This is a genomic window from Oribacterium sp. Sow4_G1_1 (assembly GCF_052116105.1).
Classification (GTDB): domain Bacteria; phylum Bacillota; class Clostridia; order Lachnospirales; family Lachnospiraceae; genus Oribacterium.
In genome coordinates this window covers 56621-75073 of record NZ_JBQKLS010000012.1, presented here as the reverse complement: position 1 = coordinate 75073, position 18453 = coordinate 56621, and the positions used below count along the sequence as shown (strand labels likewise).

The window sequence follows — 18453 nt, the reverse complement described above, 5'->3', positions numbered from 1 at the left end:
TTATCGTCCATTCAGAATCGACTTTTTACTGTTAAATACCTTGTCACTTATTGTCTCCGGGAGATGCGTGATCTCGTAGTTCTTCGTCACGTAATCAAGGAAATCCTCTTTTGTGGTTGCGACCGGTGCTGTGCCGTTGTCGACTTTTGCAAGCTTATTCAGTGCGTTCAGGACATCCACGTTCTTTACTTTTCCCTTCGGGGCTGCAGTGAGCTTCGAGCTTGCCGAAGACGACGATTTTGATTTAGACCCGTAGCTCCGGCCTCGCGAAGACCTGGAAGAGCCAGATGCTGCAGCATTTCTCTTTTTCAAATAGTCCTCGTACTGAAGCTTTGCGAGCAGCGTGTCATAGCCACCCTGCTCGATCTTCTGCTGCGTCAGCATGTTCTCGTAATCCTGCGCCTGCTTATTCATCTCGTACTGTGCAAGCCACTGATCGTTTGCGTTCTCCTGCTGGTAGTTCCCCTGGAGCGCGCCGAGGGCGTTGTAGTAGTTATTGTTATTCGCGCTATAGATATTAAGGTCGTTCGCCTGCTCGCCCTGGAGAGCGCCCAGGTAGTAGTTCCGGTCTGCCTGCCAGTCTGCGACGGTATCTCTATAACGCCCATAGTCCGTGTTGTCCTGCGTCTGGAACGCATTCAGCTGGTTGTAGCGATTCGACTGATTGTTTAAATAGGTCTGATAAGCCCGATCCCGGAAGTCGAGGACCTTATCATTAAGGCCGGACATCGTCTGATCGTAGGCCTGCTGCCCTACCCGCTGCGCATAGGTTGAGCCATAGCCTCCGGAAGCTGCCTGTGCCTGTCCCATGGTGTCTCGCATCGCGCGGGATGCAGACTGCTGATACTGAGACGCATACATCTTATAGAGATCGTCGTTCTTGAGGTCTTTCGCCGTGTAGCTAAAGCCCTTGTCGCCGTAGATCCGGTTTAATAGATCGTCGATCTGTGCCTGGTACTTCGATGTGAAGTCCGCCGGGTGAGCGTTTTCTACCTCTGTGAGCTTATCCCGCCGGTCCTTTACGTAGTCCGACTCCTCGTAGTCGTCCGGGAGATCCGCGAGCTTATTCTGATAGTTCCGGTAGGCCGTCGATGTCTTCTCCGACTCCTTATAATTTGTCGGGTAGCTCGTCGTGCTGGCCATTCCGTAGTCGGAAGTCGTCGGTGCGCCTGCATTTATGGTCGGCGCCTGCGTTGCACCCGTCAGATTAAGAGCCGTCGCTGGTGTGTCTCCGACGCCCGCCAGCACGTTCTTACTTGGACCGGATCCCGAGGACGATGCTGCAGCATTCCGGAGACTATTTAGAAGCGACGTGTTCTGCCGCGCAGATCCTGTATAATTTGAGATCCCCTGCTGCTGCGCGAGGCGCTTCCGTGCCTTATATGAGCTGTCCTGCCCTGCAGAATTCAGATAATCAACGATTGAATTACTGATTGCCATCCTTTTCCTCCTCTTTCTTCTCTACGACTTTCGCAGCGCCCGTCAGGAGCTGCACCGCCGTCACGAGATTCATCATGTTCTCGATGCCCTTCACTTCGACCTTCTCCAGGCGGCGGATTGCCTCGTTTACACTTCTATCATCAATTTCCATTCTTAAGTCTCCTTAGTTCCTCGATCTTCTTCTGGTTCCGTTTGACCACCGCGATCCGGAACGCGATCAGTTCTTCGTACCGGATGCCGTAATAGCCCCGGGACTTTGTCGCGATGCCCTCGAACCCCTCTTTTTTAAGTGCTGCTGCCATGTCCTGCGCGATATAGCCTGCCGCATGCGTTCCTGTTTTCTTTATATCAAATTCAACGGGTTCAATCGCTAGCATGACGGACTCTGCCTTTTCTTCCTGGATCGTTACGATATTTTTCTTAAGCCGCCGGTCAGACCAGGTTTCTCCTTTATTTCGTGACTCGATCGTGTCGCAGGTGATTCGGTTCTTCGTCGAATAGGCTCCTGTTTTTGACTGAAGATACAAGTACCTACAGTTTATGTAGTTATATTTCATTGAGAACGGGCAGCCGTGTTCTACGTCATTCCAGCCGTTTGTCGCGTAGATCGCGCCGTTTGAGACGATGCCGAGGATTGTCGTCGTCGATTCGTCCTTCTCTTCGTCGTCCAGTGACTTCATTCCGGTGAGTGTCACTGCTTTTCCCGAGATATTATCGGGGTTGCAGTCGATCTGGTCGGCGATCGCGTTCCCGAGACGGAGATACGAGGTCTTTACAGTACCCGTCCGAAGTGAAGATCCTGCCATCGTGTTTCCATTTATTTTCCAGCCGCCGATCACGCAGCTGTCGCTTCGCACTTCTCCCGTGAATGTCAGAGATGTTTTCGTCAGCTTAAAGTTATTGGTGTCCACCAGGAACCATTTCGAGGCTGCCTCGATCGTCTTTCCGATCTTAAGCTCTGCTTTCAGTTCTGAAACCACATCCGTTTTCTTCACACAGAGATCGATCCCGTCTTTCGTGATGGAAATGATTGACTGATCAGTCTCGTTCTTAAAGTCCTGGAAGCGGAGCGTGAATTCCTTCTCTGATACGCGGAGCTCATGCACGGTATCTGCATCTTTTTCATAAACATGCAGAATAGCGTCCTCGAATGACTGCAGGTTTACCGAGGTAGACGCAAAGCGGATGATCTTCTGATTCTGCTCTAGCAGCGCTTTAATTTTCGTTATGTCGTCCATTTTTCGCCTCCAGGAGCGTGTTATTCAGTGCCAGGGTACACTTCTTCATCTCGGCATCTAAAACCGCCGAAATGGACCGGTATTTTAAGCCATAGAAGCCGTTATTTAATGTCGTCCTATATTCTTTCGGTACCTCTTGTGCGATATATCCGGTGAGGCGTTCATCGGACCCGTTCATCGAATACACGGACGGTATAAGCATGTCGAGAAGTGCTGCTGCCTTCTCTTCTTTTATCGGCCTTATGTTTTTCTTCAGGCGTCGGTCCGACCACGACTTTCCCGCGAGCTTTGAATAGCATGTCGTACACGATACGGTCGACGTGAGCAGGCCGCCGGTCGGATCCGAATTCTCGTTATAATCCGTTCTGTTAGATCCTTCATACGGGGGCTCGTCCGGGTGCTGCGGGGTCGAAGGCGGCTGATGCTCTCCAGGTGAACGGAATGTCGTATGGAGATGTAGGCTGCCCTTTATATTCAGCGTGTCTTTATCCCCGCCCATCTCCTCCATGCAGGAGCATGTGAAACCGCCGGATAATGTTGAGTTCGTGAAATCGATCGTGTCGAAGTTCCCCTTTGCCGTCGCATTCAAGTTCACCGGGCCATAGCCTCGTACGGTAGCTGCGGATCCGGAGTCCGCGTTTATCGATTTCACGACGATCTTCGAGTTTGCCCCTCCTACCCACTCATTATTTCCAATCGTCCATCCGCCGAACGTGCCTCCCGTCGCAGTGATCGTTCCTTTGGCGTACGTGCGACTGCCTGATACCTCGAAATTCGTCGTGCTTATGCTAAATCTGTTTCCAGAGATCACGATGTCGCCACGCTCCATGTTCAGCTGGTTCACGACATCGCCGGTGTGAACCTTCAGAGACAGCTTTTCTTTTGTCTGCTCGACTGTCGCTGCCGTCGTTTTTTCTGTATCTTCAAACAGGATGTGAAGGTCGGAACTGCTAAGTTCTACCATCGCTACCCTTTTTCCGGCCTCGTTATATCGTTTCAGTTCTTCTTCTGTGAAGTTATCGTCCGGGTCCAGCGAGTTAAACACGTTCTGGACCGCTTTATTGATTCCGAGGATATAATCGCGTACCTCATGATAATCTTTTAAGGCATCCGGGGAATTATTCTTATAGACTGACATTCAGCTCCTCCAGTTCCTTTTTCTGGTACTTCAGTGCTGCTGCAATTACGGCGTCGAGAGAGCGATAATTTATGCTGTAGAGCCCGCCATGCTCTGACACGATGTGGAACGGGTCGCCCGTTTCCAGCACTTCCTGAGCGATCAGACCATAATGTGGGCAGCCGTCGTTCCCTTCCTTCAGTTCATAGCTTATCGGCCGAAGTTTCACGAGAAACGCGAGCGCTTCCTTTTCGTCGATTCTCACGATGTTGTGCTTTAGTCTCCGGTCGGACCATGCAATCCATTCATCCGTCGAGAAAACGTCATAGCATCGGATGGTTGATTCCACATAGACTTCGCCCGGGGCATAGGCGCAGTTCCCGTAAACATCGCTGTTTACGTCTACATTGTCCGAATAGAACCAGCCGAGGTAGGTTGATCTTGACGTCGCCACCTTGCAATTTGACATATCAATCGAACAGCCATTAATGTAGGTGTCCGTCACCATGTCGAGTGTTCCCATGACATCGATGTTCGTTCCGGAGAGGTGCGCTGCTGTGATCTCGCCGTCCACGTTATAGACATAGGGGCCTCCCCCGTCGGACTCTGCTCTGAAGTTTCCGAACGCTCCGCTTGTTGCATTGATCGTGCCCTTCATCGTGAGATTTCCGTTTCCGTCCAGGACGAAGTTGTCGGAATTCACGACAAGCTGGCCGCTCGAGAAGTGAATTCCCTCGCTCGAGAGATTCACTTCGCTTGTGACATCGCCCTTCGACACGAGGAGGTCGATTTCCTGACTCGTGACGGAAAGTTTCGCCGAGACATCATCCGAGTAGTTCTTTAGCTCGATCTTAAATTTCTCGAGATCGTAGGACAGCTTCAGCGCATCTTCTCCGTTTTTATAAAAATATGCATATGCTTCCGGATCGAAATTATCTTCATCGACGTTTAAGCTCAGGAACCGGACCTTTTTCGTGAGATTGCGAAGATACTCCTTCACGGACCGGAGGTCGGTTAAGCTGTCAATCGAGATCGCCGGTGCTGTAAATGTACTCATCGTTCACTCCCCTGCTCCACAATCCTCGAGAGACCATAGAGTTTAAACTTGCCCTTCCCCTGTAGCCTGTACTGGTAACGCTCCGCGCGGCGAAGTTTTACCGGGATCTGGTATGAACCGCGGCGATCCGCTGTGATCGAGGCCATGCGGATCCAAATCGGAGAGTTATCGTAGCGTACGAGGAGTTCCACATAAGCGTCTGGGACAAGTTCCAGGTTTAGCTGCATCCGGTGAATTTTCTTTTTATTCATGGAGCCTTCCTCAATGAAGCCGGACTGCAGGCTCCAGTCAATCAGGCTCTCCTCCCCTTCCCCGTAGATCGTTCGGAGGTTTCCGTTCTGGTCAATGAGATAGAGCTTTCCTTCCGCGTAGCACGAGAAGCGAAGCTCGAGGTCGTCTTCTGTGTACCAGAGTTCCGCGCCCTGCTGCGATGATTTACGCATGTCATAGACATAGAGGTGCCACGTGTTCTTCTCATCCTTCAGAGAAAGGAAATATTTCGAGTCATACTGGTTTCCACGTGCTTCCGTGTACCGGATCCGGAGCTTATCGGATACCGATTCCGGGGTTGAGCCCTCGAATGAGACGATCGCGTTACGTGCTGCATAGAACACTGTCTCATCGACATGGCAGAGCGACTTCTCGCAGCCCTTCGCCGGTCCTCTGGCCTCGATCGTGTCGAGCGTGAAGTTCGACGGCTTCGTGCCGTAGATCGTGTGAATGTAATCCTCTTTAAAGGCGACGACATAACCCTGGTGTGCGATCATGCCCGTGAAGTCTCCGTCTGATCCGATTGATACTGCATAGGAGTCTGTACTGATGCCTTCAAAGCTGTTCCAGTTCAGCGGGTCCCCGAGCTTCGACGCATAGATCTCATGATTCTTCGAACTGCAGCCCCAGAGACGGTTGTTGAACTCGCAGATAAAATCCATGTCCGGGCACGAGCGTTTCGCACTGATCCCGGCGTCCTGCGTGAAGCTTTTTAAGGCAGTACCGTTCCCATCCGTCGCGATTATGACGATATAGTCGTCGCCTTTCTCCTGGATCACCTTCGAAACGTTCAGGTAGTCGCCGTAGCTCGTAAAGCCGGAGAGATTCACCGCGTCGTAGCGTTCAAAATTCTTCCCGATCCCGGTTGAAGAGATCTTCACGTAGGTTGAGCCATCCGAAACCGGTGTGACCGTTGCTACCGTAGTCTGCGTCCAGGAAGCCTCGATTTCCTTAAATGTGCCGTCATTTGTGTTGAAGACCACCTTATCCGGCCAGATGCAGACATAGGCACCCATCCCGACCATCGTTTTATCGGAGGCCGCAACCGTGCCGACCTTCTCGTCCTTATAGAAAAGTTCCGTTCCGTCCACGTAGAGGAGCCCGTTCTTCCAGCAGAGGCCGTGCGGATCCGCGAGTGTCTTCAGTGCGTCGCCCCGCTTTTTCCGGCAGGTGAGCCCCGGGAACATGTCTGACGAAATGTTCTTCATTTCCGAAAACTCGCCGTCCTTCAGGATCTCCGTTTCATTCACGCCCAGGAAGACACCGATATTTGTTTTTGAAACATTTATTGATGAAAGATTTGGAAGATTCATAGTCCCTTCACCTCCGGCTGCCGGTGCGTATGTGTCCGTGTCATCCAGGAAAGCCACGCATTCTTTTCTGCGTTATGCATTGCTGCATCGTTCATATAGTTCTCCGTCTCATCCTCGAGGTAATCGATCTTCGCCTTCACGTAGCTCGTATAGACCCCGGAGAAGCGGTCATCGAGGAGCATTACGGCGTCGCCCTCCGTCACATCGTATGGTATAAACTTCCAGACCTTCCGGAGCCGTTTCTTTCTGATGCCCATATTAAGCGGGTCTCCGATGTCGGTTCCGCCCTCTACTGCAGGCGAAACCATAAATGTGTGCGTTCCTTCCTCTGCGCCCGCTTCCCTCTTCTCCCAGAAATACTTCCGTGCCTCCAGGTTATTCTTTAAAGCCTCTTCCGCCGGTTCAAATTCAAGGAAGAGGTCAAAGATCTCCGCCTCAATCTCATTTAAAAACTTAAGCTTTAATGCAGCATCGACCGCGTTTGGCCGCATCAGGTCCACTTCATGTAAAATCTCAGATACTGTAAGTGCCATGCTTCACCTCCATCATTTTCCTCATCATCTCACACAGAGCGTTTCCATTTCCAAGAACGAAAAAGCGAGTGCCTAAGCGCCCGCCTTATCCGCGTTCACGATTTCTGTTACCACTTCCTGAAGGTTGAAGATCTTCGGCACCTCTTCGAGTGTTGATGTGCCTGACTCGACTCTACGCACCCAAATTCTTACAAGTCCACTCTTTTCTGTGAATGTCATAATCCATACCTCCTTACTCCATCATGCCCGCTACCAGCTCAGAGAGCTCCGCGACTGCATTGTTTGCATCCGCGAGCTGCTGGAGAAGGTTTCTCTTTTCTAGTTCCTCCGCCGTCATTTCACGCAGCACGAACCAGTACTCAGTGCCATACTGCATGCACTGTACGAGCTCAACGTTCGTCAGTTCCGTTGTGGTCTCTCCGTCTGTGATGGTCACATGCTCGAGTTTTCCCGCGAAATCTGCATCTGTGAGCTTCCTCGTGCTGATGAAGTTGTTACCGTTGAGGCCGAGTCCCTCCAGGGCTGTCCCATCAGCCAGCGTAACCGTCCATGTCCTTTTTTCCATGTTATCCTCCTTTTAAAAAGTTGATAGTATAGCAGGCTCATGCTGCTAATTTGTTGACGCGACATCCGTTTCCAATTGCCACCCATCCATGACTTAAACGAATTTTCTACATCCTTGTAGCTGATAAGACCGGCATCCAGCAGCCGCTTGTAGGCTTTCAGTTTTCTACGTTCTCTCGTGACGCTCTTCGGGTTAATCTTCCGAATCACTCTGCCAGTGCTCGTCAGCGAGTAGCCGATCTGCAGATGCCGGTAGAAGCCGGACAACTTGCAGATCCGTGTTTTCTTTTCGTTGATGATGATGCCATATGTCTCCGCTATCTGCTTTACGCCATTCAGGACGTTCTTCAGAAGTTCTTTACTGTCGCTGATCACGTACGTGTCATCCGTGTATCGTCCGAAAAACCGGCAGTCCATCACGATCGAGATATAGTTGTCGATCCGATACGGATGGACGATGCCGACGTCCTGGGATATCTGGTTCCCGATGTCGACGCCCTTTCGGAGCATCTTCTCGCCGGTCAGCAGCTTCGGATCTGCGAAGCGGTTCATCATCGGGTCGACCTTTCCGTGGTACATCTCAGCGATCTCTTCAGCAGAAAAGCGCGAGACGTCCGTCTCGAAGGTCCTGAAGATGTCACCGATCAGCTCCATGGCCACGTCCGCGACGTCCGGATCCTGCTCTCTCCGGATGAAGTAGTCGAGCGTGGTTAGGATCGGCGCGTGCCGGATATTGCCGTAGTAGCCAGAGAAGTCAACGAAGAGCACCCAGCCGTCATTGCTGCCGTTCTTCATGTAGTAGTGGTGCAGATCCTCCTCGAAGTGCCTCCGGTGGAAGCTGACGCCTTTGCCCTTCTGACTCGCGCTGTTCGTATAGGCCAGATATTTGTGGATCGACGGGCTGATCACTTCATCACAGAGCAGATGATTGACTGCCTTGTCTCTCATGATGTTGCTGGTGATGTACCGGCTGTGTCCTCTCTCATTGATCGGAAACTTTACGCCGGCTGCCGGCTTATACTTACCATGCATGAGATCGTCCTGGATCTTCGCCGTCTGAAGCAGCTGCGTCATCTCATAGAGTTGCGTCTTGTACTTGAAGCGGCTGCCTTTCATAGCCTTTGTGCCTTCCTCGTAAATTAAATTTGCGTCAAATAGTTTATTCATAGATTTTAACCACGCGATAGTGGCAGCGATCGTAACCGGCCACGTCGTGATTCGTGTTTATCGGCATCGCTGTCGAACGGATGACCCTTCCTTTCCCATTGCCGTGCGCGGGATCCAGCCCGATTGTATGCACGGTTGTGAAATCCGGGCGGACGCCGATCGAGTTCGAGGCGTTCCAGTTGTTGGCATTGCCGTTGTCGTTGACATTGCAGAAATTCGTCGCAGACTGAACATACAAGAGCCACCCGATGTTATTTCAAATGCTTCTTAAAACGATTGTCAGACTGCCGGAGGCCTTTTATCGTGTTGAACAGATGCTCGATCTCCAGCACGATGCCCGTGTACTTATTCTTATCAGCCGGAAGTACTTCTGCGATGTATTGCAGCTCATCCTGGAGCATGTTGCAATTCTCCATCGCTTTATCCCACTGCAGCCGCCGTTCCTCGTACTCTGGCCAGTACTCCGGCCAGATCGTGTTGGCTGCTCTCATGTGGACGCTGATGTCCTGGCAGAATGTCATCACTCGAGACCGTTCATGCTCGATGAACCAGAGGTTGAAGCCCTCCTCCTGCTCGCGTATCCTGCCGGCAAGCTCTTCCCGCTCGTCGTCTGCAGCGTAGGCGGTCACGGCCTTTAGGTGCTTCTCGAAGTGCTTCTCACTGTAGCCGAAGGTGGCCATCAGCTCGGCGGTGATCCGTTTTCTGATGTTGTAGACCATGTGCTGCGCTCGAAGCGGTGACTCCGATCGTTCACTCTTTGGGATGTCTGACATGCTTTGTTATCTCCTTATCCTCCCGGGCCACAAGGGCCCGGGGATGATTGATCAGTAGATCAGGAAAGCCGGGCGGACGCCGAGCGAGGCCGAGGCGTTCTCGTTGCCGGCATGGCCGGCGGCGCGGACATTGCAGAAAGCCGTCGCAGACTGAACATCGCGGAGCCACCAGATCTGCCTATTACCGATCAGATCCGGTCGTGCCTGGAAGAGTGCGAGCTGGCTCTTGTCTTCTCCGGTGTCGTAGCCGTTCTGCGCTCCACCGCCCCATGCGTAAGAGCCATAGACCATATGCTCGTTCATGAGATCAATCTGGCTATCGTACCAGGCCCATCCGGAACCCATGCCATTCGAAACGGCATTCGTCAGCAGTATCCGGTGCGTAAGGATATGGTCTGCGCCGAAGTCAGCTTTCACCGTCGCAAGGGCATTAGCGAGGCCGGAGGTCTTCATCTTGCTGCCGTTATATCCGCCCGTCGTGACGTTCGTGTCATTCATGACGCCGTCATAGAAGGACTTGTCAGGGATGACCAGCATATGGTGCGCGGTCAGCTCCGTGTCTCCGCAGTGGAGACGATAATCAGCGTGAGCTGCCCAGTACTTCCGTCCGTTGATGGTCCAGTAGCCACCGGTGCGGACCTTCTCGAACTTGCCGGACCGAATATCCGCGGACTGCTCCGCCGTGAAGCTCGTGCCGAGGTCATGCTCGAACGGCAGCGCGTTGGCACGGGCTGCGCCGTCTGCCTTGAGTGCCTCGATGAAGCCGTCGATCGTCTCAATGCTCTTGGCGTTGTTTCCGGCCATGCCGAAGACCTCATTCACAGCGGCGCTCAGATCGGTAGCGTTGGTAGTAAGTACAGCATCACCAACCTTAGCTGTCAAAGTTTTTATGTCGCTCGAGACCGTCTCCGTCTTCTTCTTTAAATCGCCTAAGAACTTTAGAACTTTTCCCGCGAAGACATGGATTTCCTCCCCCGCGTTAAACTCCGGGTATTCCGTTGCGACCGTGTCGACCGTGTTCAGGGTCAAGTCGGAGGCATCGGTGATGGTTGGTCCCGGATCTCCGCGATCACCCTTCTCCCCCTTCAGCTCTCCGCTGTCGAGTTTTGTCTGAACAGTGTTCGCGACGTTCGCTGCATTCGTTGCCGCCTCGTTCGCTGCTGCGACTGAGTTATCAATGTTTACCTGGATCGCCGTCACAATGTCTTCAGACGCTTTTGCGCTTGCAGAGCTTGCCGATGCCTTTTCAGCGTAATACTTCGCATTATCCGTATCTTCCCCGGTTCTCGTGCCAGTGTTTCCATGTGCATAGGACTCAGACAGATTTCTATAGTCCTTCAGTTCCTGACGGTCCCTGTTGAAGTCGGTGATTGCAGTATCGAAAGCCTGCTCTCGTTCTATTTCTCCGTTTACACGTGCTGTTTCTGCAGCTACGCGGCCTTCCTCTGCCGTGACTCTCCCGTTTTCCGCTTCTACGCGCGCTGCTTCACTCGTGTCGAGCGCACTTGTTTTTTTGTCGATACGTTCTTCGAGCTGTTCGAACTCTGTCAGCTGATCTTTCGATGCCGTTCCGCCGCCGATGACCGATTCCACGTAGAATGCGCCCTGGAATGACGCCCAGCGTATATTTCCATCCTCGTTTACAGCTCGGATGTTTGCGAATATCGTGCCCAGGTGCCGGCTCGTGCTGCTCTTCACCGTCCACGTGAGCGTGATCTCATCATCCGTCACCTCTTTATCGACGAGTGCAGTGTCCGTCGAGTTCGTGTCTGTGTAGCGCAAATCCAGGCGGAAGCTAAGATTAGCGAGGTCTATTCCGTCCGGGCACACGCGATCCAGTTTGAACACGCGTACGGCAGAATCCGTATCGCCTGCTGCCGCGATCGAAAGCTCCGACTCCGGGATAAACAGGGTTTTATTTCGTACCTTGATCATGTTCCCTCCTAATAGTCAAAAATGCCGGAATATATCCGGCATCGTCCATAGTTTCGCATGTTTAGTTCATCTTTGACTCGTCGAACGCCATCTTGTCGGAATAGCGGATCGCCGCCACCTCCTGGTCCTGTGCATTCTCGATCGCCTCCGCGAACATCTTCGGCACCATGACGGTCTTTCCACGCTTAATCCGCATGGAACGTCCGTTTACACACACGAAAAGGTCGCGCTTATGATTATCATCATACACGAGGCGCACCGGAACCATGCCGGTGTCTTTCTTCTCTTCAGATTTCTCGGTCTCTACCGCCGGAGCTGCATCCTCTACTGCCGGAGCTGCATCCTCTACTGCCGGAGCTACTGTCTCCACTACCGGAGTCTCTGCTGCCGCCGCCTTCTTCTTTGTCTCAGCCATATTTCCTCCTTGTATTTCATCCATGCAGGGGTATGCTTTCCACATACCCCTGCATTTCATTCGTCGCTACTTAGTTCTCCTCATGCTCGTTAAAGTGAGAGCATGTCTCGATGCGCACCATATACTGCTGCGTCAGGATCGCTACGGCCTTCAGTGCCTTCCAGCCTACGGTCGAACGCTGGTTCAGCGGATCGTTTGCGCCGGCGGAGCCGAGCTGCTTCACGATCGTCTCAAGACCCTCGCCCTCGAGTTTGGTAACTGCGAATGCGTCCTTTCCGACGATCAGCGTAGAGTACACGTCCTCCTGGTTCTTTCCGGCAGATGCCCAGATCTTCGCCTCTGATGTCTCGTAGAACTCAACACCGGAGAGGTCGAAAATATAGCCGTTCTTAAAGGACGAGTTATCCGTATAGCGGAACATGTCCTTATATTCCTGCGTCTGCATAAGGTCGAAGGAAACGTCCTGGTTGATGATACCCATGAACTTTCCCTTGATTCTCGGCGCGTTATGCTTCTTCAGGGTACGTACGGCCATCGCGATCGCGGTCGGTGTCAGCTTATTTTCCGCTGTCAGCGCTGCTCTCGATGTAACGGAACCGTCTGCGTACTGTACGTTCGTGCCGGCGTTAATTACCTCACGGGTTACAGTGTCAAGCGTGCGGCCCGCCTGATCACCCAGGCGCTCCTGTGCCTCCAGCACGTGGTTGTCGATCGCCGTCATCTGGAGAAGGTCGGTCAGTGTTACATAGTCGCCGTACTGCTTGAGCGTTGTGGTAACTGTGTACATGTCGAGCTTCTCACCGTTCGGTGTCACGCCCTCAGTTAATGCGGTCATTGCCTTCGGCAGCGGCTCAAAGCCTCTAAACTCCATGGTCTTTCCATGGTTCTTTGGGATCGACACCTGCTTGCCGAACTGATCGTGGATCAGAAGCGGTCCTACGAGACGGATCAGGTTGCGGTCATAATAGACCTTATTGTTTGAAGCCGAGAGGTCATTTCCACTCGCCTTCGAGTCCGTCGTGTTCATCGGAGTCGGATCCGGGAACTGTAGCGGTGCGAGATAAATTAAATTTCTTGTTCTAAACTTCATAAGTCCTCCTTCAGCCGGAGGACAACGTCAATCAAATGACACATGTCCACCTGCTGCTACCTGTCTATTAATTCGTTCAAAGTCTTCATCGGTGAACTTGGTAGGGTCCATAGTCACATTGACCTTTGACTGCTTCGAGGCCCCGTTCTCAAGCGGGCGTCCCTGTGCGGCGCGGATCTGCTGCGCGGTCGTAGCGGCTGCCTGCTGAGACGCTGCCTGTGCGGTCCGGTTCATCAGATCATTCACGTGGATCGCCTCGTAGGCCTGGAGCATGTTCCATCCCATGCCGAGGAGATCTGTGAAGCGCTGACCGGTCGTCGGATCATTCGCCTCCATCTGGACGTCAAAATCCGGGTACTTTGCCTGTACCTCAGGGATCTGCGCGTCCCAGGATTCAAACATCTGCTGGCGGCGCATCGCCTCCTGCTGCGCGCGCTGCTCGCCGAGAAGCGCTGCGTTCTGACGTTCGTAGGACTTCATCTTCTTAAACGCCTCGACACTCATGCCCTGCTCTGCAGCGGCCTCCGCCCAGAGGTCGTTCTTTCCCTCCAGGTACTGAATCATCGATGCTGCGGATCCATCCTGCGGCGCGTCCGGGTATGCCTCTACGAGGAGCTGAGCCATCCGCTTATACTCCTCGTTACTCTTCGTGAGTGCCTCCTGATCCTGAAAGCGGCGCTTAATCGCAGAGCTCATCTGCTGATCGTACTGTGCTTTCAACTCCGGATCACTCTTTAAGAGCGCCTTCAGATCTTTCGCTACCTTCTGTTCACCATTACTCTGCGACGGAGCGTGATCGCCTTCTCCTGCTCCATTACCTGCAGCGTCGTCTGTTCCAATGTCTCCGGTTCCAGCATCACCGCCGGCCATAGCGACTCCATTACCGGATGCTCCGTCTCCACCTTCACCAAACTGTAAGCTGCCTAAAAATAACTTTCTCATGATCATCTTTCTCATGATTTCTCCTGCGCGTCGGTGCGCGACCCCATAATCTCGGATCTCTCTCCGGTGTCTAAAATCTTTATAGCAAAATTAATTTTCGTATTCCCAAGCAATAGTAAACGAGGACGGATATTGGTACTCCACGATGTCGAGGCCTGCCTTCAGCATGCCCCACATCGTGCGGATGTCTCGTAGATCCTCCGGGAGGTATCCTTCCTTCTTCACGTGAATGTAAAGGAATCCCTGGCTCCCCCGGTAGTCGATTCCCTTTGCGTGCTCGCCCAGGCGGTCGAAAAGGTAAGCAGAGAGGCTCTGCGTCAGTACGGAGATCTTCGCGCACGGGTACTGGTGCCCATCCTTATCCGCTTTCGCGTGACCTGACACTTCCAGGAAGAATTCTTTCTCGTTCTCTCCTCCGCGGATCTCCATTACTGCCCACCTCCTACTGCTGCCCGGTTATTTGTTTCCTCCCGCATCTTCGCAGCCTGCGAGTTCTCCTCTTCCTTCGTCGTTTCCCCGAGCTGGTTCGTCGATAGTTTCTTCTCACCCGCGCTGGATCCTGCCTTTGGTGCCGCCGCACTTGCGTCCGGGAACATGTCCATGATCCTTGTGTCTCCGGTTATTTCTGCGATGATCTGACCGAGGCCCTGTACAAGCGCGGTCAGCTGCTGGAGCTTTAAGAACATCTGCTGATTCTTCGATACCTCCTGGATGATCTCATCCTTATCGTCGAAATCCATCATGCGGAGCATCGGGAGCACCTGATCCGCGAGCTGTGGATTGAAAGCGCCGATGTTAAAGAGTTCCTTCGCGAACTCGTTCTGTGCAATACGTGAGTACGGGGAGCTCTTCTCCGCGCCGACCTGGATGTCGTAGATCGGTTTCCGGCCGCCGGCGAAGCGACCGAGGGTCTCGTCAAAGACGGATCCAGGCACGAGCTCTGCCATGTTCTCGTTCTCCTGGGCGCCGTTCTGCCCGATCCCGACCATCTGGTAGTAGGTCTTGTTATCCATGATGATCCGATAGGTACGCGGGACCGTGTAGAACTGCTGCATACGGTTAATCACCATCTCGACCATGTCCTTAAACGAGTTATAGGACATCATGTTCATCGCGCGGGAGGTCTTCGAGGATGCCTCCTGAAGTGCTGCGATCGCCGAGGCTGCCGTTACGCCTCCGGTTGTCGCTCCCTGGGAGAAGTCACGGTTACCGGAGTTCTCCTTCAGCTCCTCCTTCTTGTTCTCGAGGGTCTCCACGTAGATCGACGGGAGCTCTGCTGCCGTGATCGGCTTAATGTCGTCCGGATTTCCTGTATAGTGCACGAAGGCCTTTGTGAAGTCCGCGTATTCGTCCTCCGAGATGTCTGCGCCTTCCTTCGCAAACCAGCGCGGGCGGGATGCTGCGAGTGCATTTTGCATGATCGCAAAATCGAGCTTATCGATGTATTCCTGCGGTTCCCGCATCATGTCGATGTAACCGAAGCCGTATGGTGCATCCTTTACCGGGAACATGACATCAAACACGAACGGATAGAGGCCGTCCTCATACCAGCCGCCAGCACACCGATCGTCATTCTCCGACGCATATAGGACCCTCCCGTTACAGAACTTACAATAGTGCAATACCGTTTTCGGGAAGATCTGTCCCGCGATCTCGACGCCTACCGTCTTCTTGTAGTACCAGTCATAGACGATCGTCTTTTCCGAGAGGTTCAGGTCATCGTCCGAGTCATAGTGACTAAGCTCCGACGTCGTGATGCCGCCAGAGAGATTCCCGAGGATCTCCGGGTAGGTGTCCCGGAGAGTCGTCGTGTCGTACTCCTGGAGGATGAAGACCTCTTTCGATTCCTGGATACTGTTTATCCCTGGCTCCCAGCGCATGTTGAGAGGGTCGATGCGTTTCACCTCGACTTCACCGATATTATCCTTCAGCGGGTTCCAGAAGATGCCATAGACGCAGAAGCCGTCCTTTATCTTCTCAAGCTGCGCCTCGTAGTAGACGCGCTCAAAGTTGTTTCGGCCCAGGATCACCGGCACCACCTTCGAGAGGATGGAAGCCATATCCTCGTCGGACTCTTCACGCGCGAGGATCGTCGGCTGCGGATAATTATCCATCGCGTCCGCCAGCTTATTATTGATCGCGTTTAAGAGATACGCGGATCCACGCTCCGGGAGGCTCTTCTTCTCAGCTTCCGTCTTCATCCTCGTGTACTGCTGCCGGTAGTAGCGCTCGTTCTCGATGAGCCGGCTCTCCATCATCTTCATCTTGTCCCAGTACTTCTCACAGCGGCTTTCCGCTTCCCTCACTGTGTAGTCCGTGATCGGGAGGGGGCTCGTCACGTTCGTGACGCTCCCCTTCGCCTCACTCTTCGTCGGGTCCTGCATTGCCGGCATCCCGCCGTCCTGATTCCTAGCCCGGTTCATGTTCCGGGCGGATAATGCCTGCTGCCGGGACCGCTGCACCTCTGCCGCCGCTGCTTCGGCAGCCGCTGCATCCGCAAGCTCTCTAAATGCTGCATCCTCAATATTCGTTCGTTTTGCCATCATTCCTCCTAGATTCTGTAAGTCCTTGTCAATGCATGCCCGTATTTATCGTGATACTGGTTCAGTGGATCCCAGGACGGGGTCTTCGCCTCGATCATGTTCTTTCTCGATGCGATCGGGTTTGCCATGCAGCCATAACGCCACTCATCGTAGATATGGTCCTCACCTGATGTATCGACATCCTCCACGTTCCGTTCGTCGTACACGAGGTTCGGGATTGTGCGGATGAAGTCCTGACAGGTGTTAAATACCTGAAACATGGGATAGCCCATCTTGTCGAAGGCCAGGCGGTAGTGACATTGCATGAGACCGGCGATACGTTCATGGTCGCCCGGCTCAAAGTAGATGTGCTCTGCTTCCATCGCCTCCGCGACGGAGACGCCGGTCGACTTATTCCAGATCGCCGGGTCCGCGATCGATCCCGTGTTTATCTTTCGGCCTTTCAGAAGTGGATCCGAATGCTCGATCTCGTAGATCTTCCGTGCCTGCTCGTGCGGATCCTGCTTTACACCTTCATTTGGGGTCGATGTGCAGCCGTAAAGCTCCCGGATCCGGAACATCCGGCCATCGCCATCCACCGCATACCAGCCGACCGCGTACGGACGCGCATAACCGAAGTCGTAGGTCCGGAAGACACGCCACCAGTCCGGGATCTCAAACGGCTTAATGACATGCGTCCACTGATGGGAGTCGTAGCCTGCCGGATCGTTCCGGAACTCTGTGAAGACCTGTCCGGTGAAAGAGTCCCAGTTTCCGTAGAGGAGCGCGTTCCTTTCTGCCTCCGGGAGCGCCGCCAGGTGCGTTACGTAGTTTGGGTCGTTCTCCATCAGCTTTTTGTTGTCGAAGACCGACGCCGGGATATAAACCCGGGACTGTGCCTTATATTCAATGCTTCCGTCCGGTGCTTTTACGCGGACTACCTCTACGATCGGCTTTCCTGCTTCTCCTGCTGTCACAAAGCGGCTTTTCACCCAGCCGTGGCCTACGCCGCCCGGGTTCGCGGTCGACCGGATGTAGACCTCTGTATCCGGGCCGTTCGGTCGGTTACGGGACTTCAGATACTCGTACTGCGTGCTTGTGAAGTGCGTAAGCTCGTCGAAACCGATGAAGTCATACGCGAGACCCTGGTACTTATACTTGTCGTTTTCTGAGTTCAGGGAGCCAAAATCGATCTTCGCGCCACTAGGGAATGTCCAGCGGTGCTCCGTCATGTTGTAGGACGCAGACGGGTAGATACGCGGGTAATAGTTATAGGCCTTATCGATGATCTCCTTTAGCTGCGGAAAGGTTCTTCGGAGGATCAAGCCCTTATACCACGGGATCTCCACCTGGCGGAGGGCCTCAATCACGAGATAGTCCGTCTTCCCGCCTCCAGCTGCGCCGCCATAGAGCGCTTCATACTCCGGGCGGCCCATCATCATGGCCTGTTTCGGTTGCGGAGACCAGACGACATTCCCGACTTCGTCCGCCCGGATCTCCTTCCCTCCTCGGAAATATTTCTCAACCTCCATTTGCTTCCGCCTCCATGTCCTTCTTCTTTGCCTCCTCGATTGCTGCAGCTTCGAGTTCCTGGAGAGAATCGTTCCGGACTACGATCTCGACGGTGCCGCCTGCCTTCTTCTCGTCTCCCATGTCAAGTTTCAGGTTCCGGTTCATCTGGTAGTCCTTCGGCTTACGGTTCGTGAGGTAGAAGATCATCGCTTTCACATCCGGCTCCAGGAATATTTTCTCCGTGTAGAGCACCGGCTTCCCGTTCTCGTCCACGACCGGAATGCCCGTCTTCTTATCGACGACCTGATTCGTCACTTCCGTGATTCCACCGATCGCGGAATGGAATAGCGCATTCTCCACAAGTGCATCCGCATACGCGCGCCCGTTTTTTAAGGCGTTCGATAAGTCTTTTGATTTTTTCTTCCAGGCGCAGAAGGTCGAGTGCGCGACACCGATGTTCTTTTCGATCTCTTCATCCGTTAAACCGTTACGTTTCCAGGTCGTGATCACCTTTAGAGACTCCGGCGTGACCCACTCGTTCATCAGGCAGCGCCTGCTGCCGTTC

Annotated in this window: 20 protein-coding genes; all 20 read right to left on the bottom strand. The window is 53.3% G+C overall.

The window, feature by feature from the left end; all coding sequences use genetic code 11:
• The 20 genes from ACTQ52_RS08935 to ACTQ52_RS08840 all read right to left on the bottom strand — a co-directional run bounded on the left by ACTQ52_RS08935 (position 1) and on the right by ACTQ52_RS08840 (position 18431).
• Positions 1 to 1440 (bottom strand): hypothetical protein, encoded by a 1440-nt coding sequence (locus tag ACTQ52_RS08935; protein WP_441982403.1) that lies wholly within the window; start codon positions 1438 to 1440, stop codon positions 1 to 3.
• Positions 1427 to 1591: a hypothetical protein gene (locus ACTQ52_RS08930; protein ID WP_441982402.1), complete on the bottom strand. Its 165-nt coding sequence runs from the start codon at positions 1589 to 1591 to the stop codon at positions 1427 to 1429. The genes ACTQ52_RS08935 and ACTQ52_RS08930 overlap by 14 nt, the downstream gene beginning before the upstream one ends.
• Positions 1581 to 2678: a tail fiber domain-containing protein gene (locus tag ACTQ52_RS08925; protein ID WP_441982401.1), complete on the bottom strand. Its 1098-nt coding sequence runs from the start codon at positions 2676 to 2678 to the stop codon at positions 1581 to 1583. The genes ACTQ52_RS08930 and ACTQ52_RS08925 overlap by 11 nt, the downstream gene beginning before the upstream one ends.
• Positions 2656 to 3816 (bottom strand): tail fiber domain-containing protein, encoded by a 1161-nt coding sequence (locus ACTQ52_RS08920; RefSeq protein WP_441982400.1) that lies wholly within the window; start codon positions 3814 to 3816, stop codon positions 2656 to 2658. Before ACTQ52_RS08920 ends, ACTQ52_RS08925 begins: the two co-directional genes overlap by 23 nt.
• The gene (locus ACTQ52_RS08915) at positions 3803 to 4852 is read right to left on the bottom strand and encodes a tail fiber domain-containing protein (protein ID WP_441982399.1); all 1050 of its coding nucleotides are present in this window, start codon (positions 4850 to 4852) and stop codon (positions 3803 to 3805) included. The genes ACTQ52_RS08920 and ACTQ52_RS08915 overlap by 14 nt, the downstream gene beginning before the upstream one ends.
• Entirely contained in the window at positions 4849 to 6435 is a 1587-nt protein-coding gene (locus ACTQ52_RS08910) for a hypothetical protein (protein ID WP_441982398.1), read from the bottom strand. The genes ACTQ52_RS08915 and ACTQ52_RS08910 overlap by 4 nt, the downstream gene beginning before the upstream one ends.
• Positions 6432 to 6968 carry a hypothetical protein gene (locus ACTQ52_RS08905; RefSeq protein ID WP_441982397.1) on the bottom strand — a complete coding sequence of 179 codons (537 nt, stop codon included), beginning with the start codon at positions 6966 to 6968 and terminating at the stop codon, positions 6432 to 6434. The genes ACTQ52_RS08910 and ACTQ52_RS08905 overlap by 4 nt, the downstream gene beginning before the upstream one ends.
• Before the next feature lie 72 nt (positions 6969 to 7040).
• Entirely contained in the window at positions 7041 to 7187 is a 147-nt protein-coding gene (locus ACTQ52_RS08900) for a hypothetical protein (protein WP_441982396.1), read from the bottom strand.
• Between the two features lie 13 nt (positions 7188 to 7200).
• A complete protein-coding gene (locus tag ACTQ52_RS08895; RefSeq protein ID WP_441982395.1) occupies positions 7201 to 7404 on the bottom strand; it encodes a hypothetical protein in 204 nt (67 codons plus the stop codon).
• Positions 7401 to 8699, bottom strand: a complete 1299-nt coding sequence (locus tag ACTQ52_RS08890) for a reverse transcriptase domain-containing protein (protein ID WP_441982394.1) — start codon at positions 8697 to 8699, stop codon at positions 7401 to 7403. The genes ACTQ52_RS08895 and ACTQ52_RS08890 overlap by 4 nt, the downstream gene beginning before the upstream one ends.
• A complete protein-coding gene (locus ACTQ52_RS08885; RefSeq protein WP_441982393.1) occupies positions 8692 to 8937 on the bottom strand; it encodes a hypothetical protein in 246 nt (81 codons plus the stop codon). The genes ACTQ52_RS08890 and ACTQ52_RS08885 overlap by 8 nt, the downstream gene beginning before the upstream one ends.
• A 13-nt stretch (positions 8938 to 8950) precedes the next feature.
• On the bottom strand, positions 8951 to 9472 hold the full coding sequence (locus ACTQ52_RS08880; protein ID WP_441982392.1) for a hypothetical protein: 522 nt from the start codon (positions 9470 to 9472) through the stop codon (positions 8951 to 8953).
• Positions 9473 to 9523: 51 nt separating this feature from the next.
• The gene (locus tag ACTQ52_RS08875; protein ID WP_441982391.1) at positions 9524 to 11407 is read right to left on the bottom strand and encodes a DUF6273 domain-containing protein; all 1884 of its coding nucleotides are present in this window, start codon (positions 11405 to 11407) and stop codon (positions 9524 to 9526) included.
• Between the two features lie 61 nt (positions 11408 to 11468).
• Complete coding sequence (locus ACTQ52_RS08870) at positions 11469 to 11822, bottom strand: hypothetical protein (protein ID WP_441982390.1); 354 nt, start codon at positions 11820 to 11822, stop codon at positions 11469 to 11471.
• Between the two features lie 70 nt (positions 11823 to 11892).
• Positions 11893 to 12912 carry a N4-gp56 family major capsid protein gene (locus ACTQ52_RS08865; RefSeq protein WP_441982389.1) on the bottom strand — a complete coding sequence of 340 codons (1020 nt, stop codon included), beginning with the start codon at positions 12910 to 12912 and terminating at the stop codon, positions 11893 to 11895.
• A gap of 27 nt (positions 12913 to 12939) precedes the next feature.
• Positions 12940 to 13854 carry a hypothetical protein gene (locus ACTQ52_RS08860; RefSeq protein WP_441982388.1) on the bottom strand — a complete coding sequence of 305 codons (915 nt, stop codon included), beginning with the start codon at positions 13852 to 13854 and terminating at the stop codon, positions 12940 to 12942.
• A 90-nt stretch (positions 13855 to 13944) separates the two neighbouring features.
• Positions 13945 to 14283 carry a ribosomal-processing cysteine protease Prp gene (locus tag ACTQ52_RS08855; protein ID WP_441982387.1) on the bottom strand — a complete coding sequence of 113 codons (339 nt, stop codon included), beginning with the start codon at positions 14281 to 14283 and terminating at the stop codon, positions 13945 to 13947.
• Positions 14283 to 16397, bottom strand: a complete 2115-nt coding sequence (locus ACTQ52_RS08850) for a portal protein (RefSeq protein ID WP_441982386.1) — start codon at positions 16395 to 16397, stop codon at positions 14283 to 14285. Before ACTQ52_RS08850 ends, ACTQ52_RS08855 begins: the two co-directional genes overlap by 1 nt.
• 8 nt (positions 16398 to 16405) lie before the next feature.
• Positions 16406 to 17908 carry a terminase large subunit domain-containing protein gene (locus ACTQ52_RS08845; protein WP_441982385.1) on the bottom strand — a complete coding sequence of 501 codons (1503 nt, stop codon included), beginning with the start codon at positions 17906 to 17908 and terminating at the stop codon, positions 16406 to 16408.
• Positions 17898 to 18431, bottom strand: coding sequence for a helix-turn-helix domain-containing protein (locus ACTQ52_RS08840; protein ID WP_441982384.1), 534 nt, complete (start codon positions 18429 to 18431; stop codon positions 17898 to 17900). Before ACTQ52_RS08840 ends, ACTQ52_RS08845 begins: the two co-directional genes overlap by 11 nt.
• Positions 18432 to 18453: the final 22 nt, after the last annotated feature.

Coding starts and splice junctions, on each gene's coding strand:
- ACTQ52_RS08935 (WP_441982403.1), bottom strand. CDS start 1,440: ATGGCAATCAGTAATTCAATCGTTGATTATCTGAATTCTGCAGGGCAG.
- ACTQ52_RS08930 (WP_441982402.1), bottom strand. CDS start 1,591: ATGGAAATTGATGATAGAAGTGTAAACGAGGCAATCCGCCGCCTGGAG.
- ACTQ52_RS08925 (WP_441982401.1), bottom strand. CDS start 2,678: ATGGACGACATAACGAAAATTAAAGCGCTGCTAGAGCAGAATCAGAAG.
- ACTQ52_RS08920 (WP_441982400.1), bottom strand. CDS start 3,816: ATGTCAGTCTATAAGAATAATTCCCCGGATGCCTTAAAAGATTATCAT.
- ACTQ52_RS08915 (WP_441982399.1), bottom strand. CDS start 4,852: ATGAGTACATTTACAGCACCGGCGATCTCGATTGACAGCTTAACCGAC.
- ACTQ52_RS08910 (WP_441982398.1), bottom strand. CDS start 6,435: ATGAATCTTCCAAATCTTTCATCAATAAATGTTTCAAAAACAAATATC.
- ACTQ52_RS08905 (WP_441982397.1), bottom strand. CDS start 6,968: ATGGCACTTACAGTATCTGAGATTTTACATGAAGTGGACCTGATGCGG.
- ACTQ52_RS08900 (WP_441982396.1), bottom strand. CDS start 7,187: ATGACATTCACAGAAAAGAGTGGACTTGTAAGAATTTGGGTGCGTAGA.
- ACTQ52_RS08890 (WP_441982394.1), bottom strand. CDS start 8,699: ATGAATAAACTATTTGACGCAAATTTAATTTACGAGGAAGGCACAAAG.
- ACTQ52_RS08880 (WP_441982392.1), bottom strand. CDS start 9,472: ATGTCAGACATCCCAAAGAGTGAACGATCGGAGTCACCGCTTCGAGCG.
- ACTQ52_RS08875 (WP_441982391.1), bottom strand. CDS start 11,407: ATGATCAAGGTACGAAATAAAACCCTGTTTATCCCGGAGTCGGAGCTT.
- ACTQ52_RS08870 (WP_441982390.1), bottom strand. CDS start 11,822: ATGGCTGAGACAAAGAAGAAGGCGGCGGCAGCAGAGACTCCGGTAGTG.
- ACTQ52_RS08865 (WP_441982389.1), bottom strand. CDS start 12,912: ATGAAGTTTAGAACAAGAAATTTAATTTATCTCGCACCGCTACAGTTC.
- ACTQ52_RS08860 (WP_441982388.1), bottom strand. CDS start 13,854: ATGAGAAAGTTATTTTTAGGCAGCTTACAGTTTGGTGAAGGTGGAGAC.
- ACTQ52_RS08855 (WP_441982387.1), bottom strand. CDS start 14,283: ATGGAGATCCGCGGAGGAGAGAACGAGAAAGAATTCTTCCTGGAAGTG.
- ACTQ52_RS08850 (WP_441982386.1), bottom strand. CDS start 16,397: ATGGCAAAACGAACGAATATTGAGGATGCAGCATTTAGAGAGCTTGCG.
- ACTQ52_RS08845 (WP_441982385.1), bottom strand. CDS start 17,908: ATGGAGGTTGAGAAATATTTCCGAGGAGGGAAGGAGATCCGGGCGGAC.
- ACTQ52_RS08840 (WP_441982384.1), bottom strand. CDS start 18,431: ATGAACGAGTGGGTCACGCCGGAGTCTCTAAAGGTGATCACGACCTGG.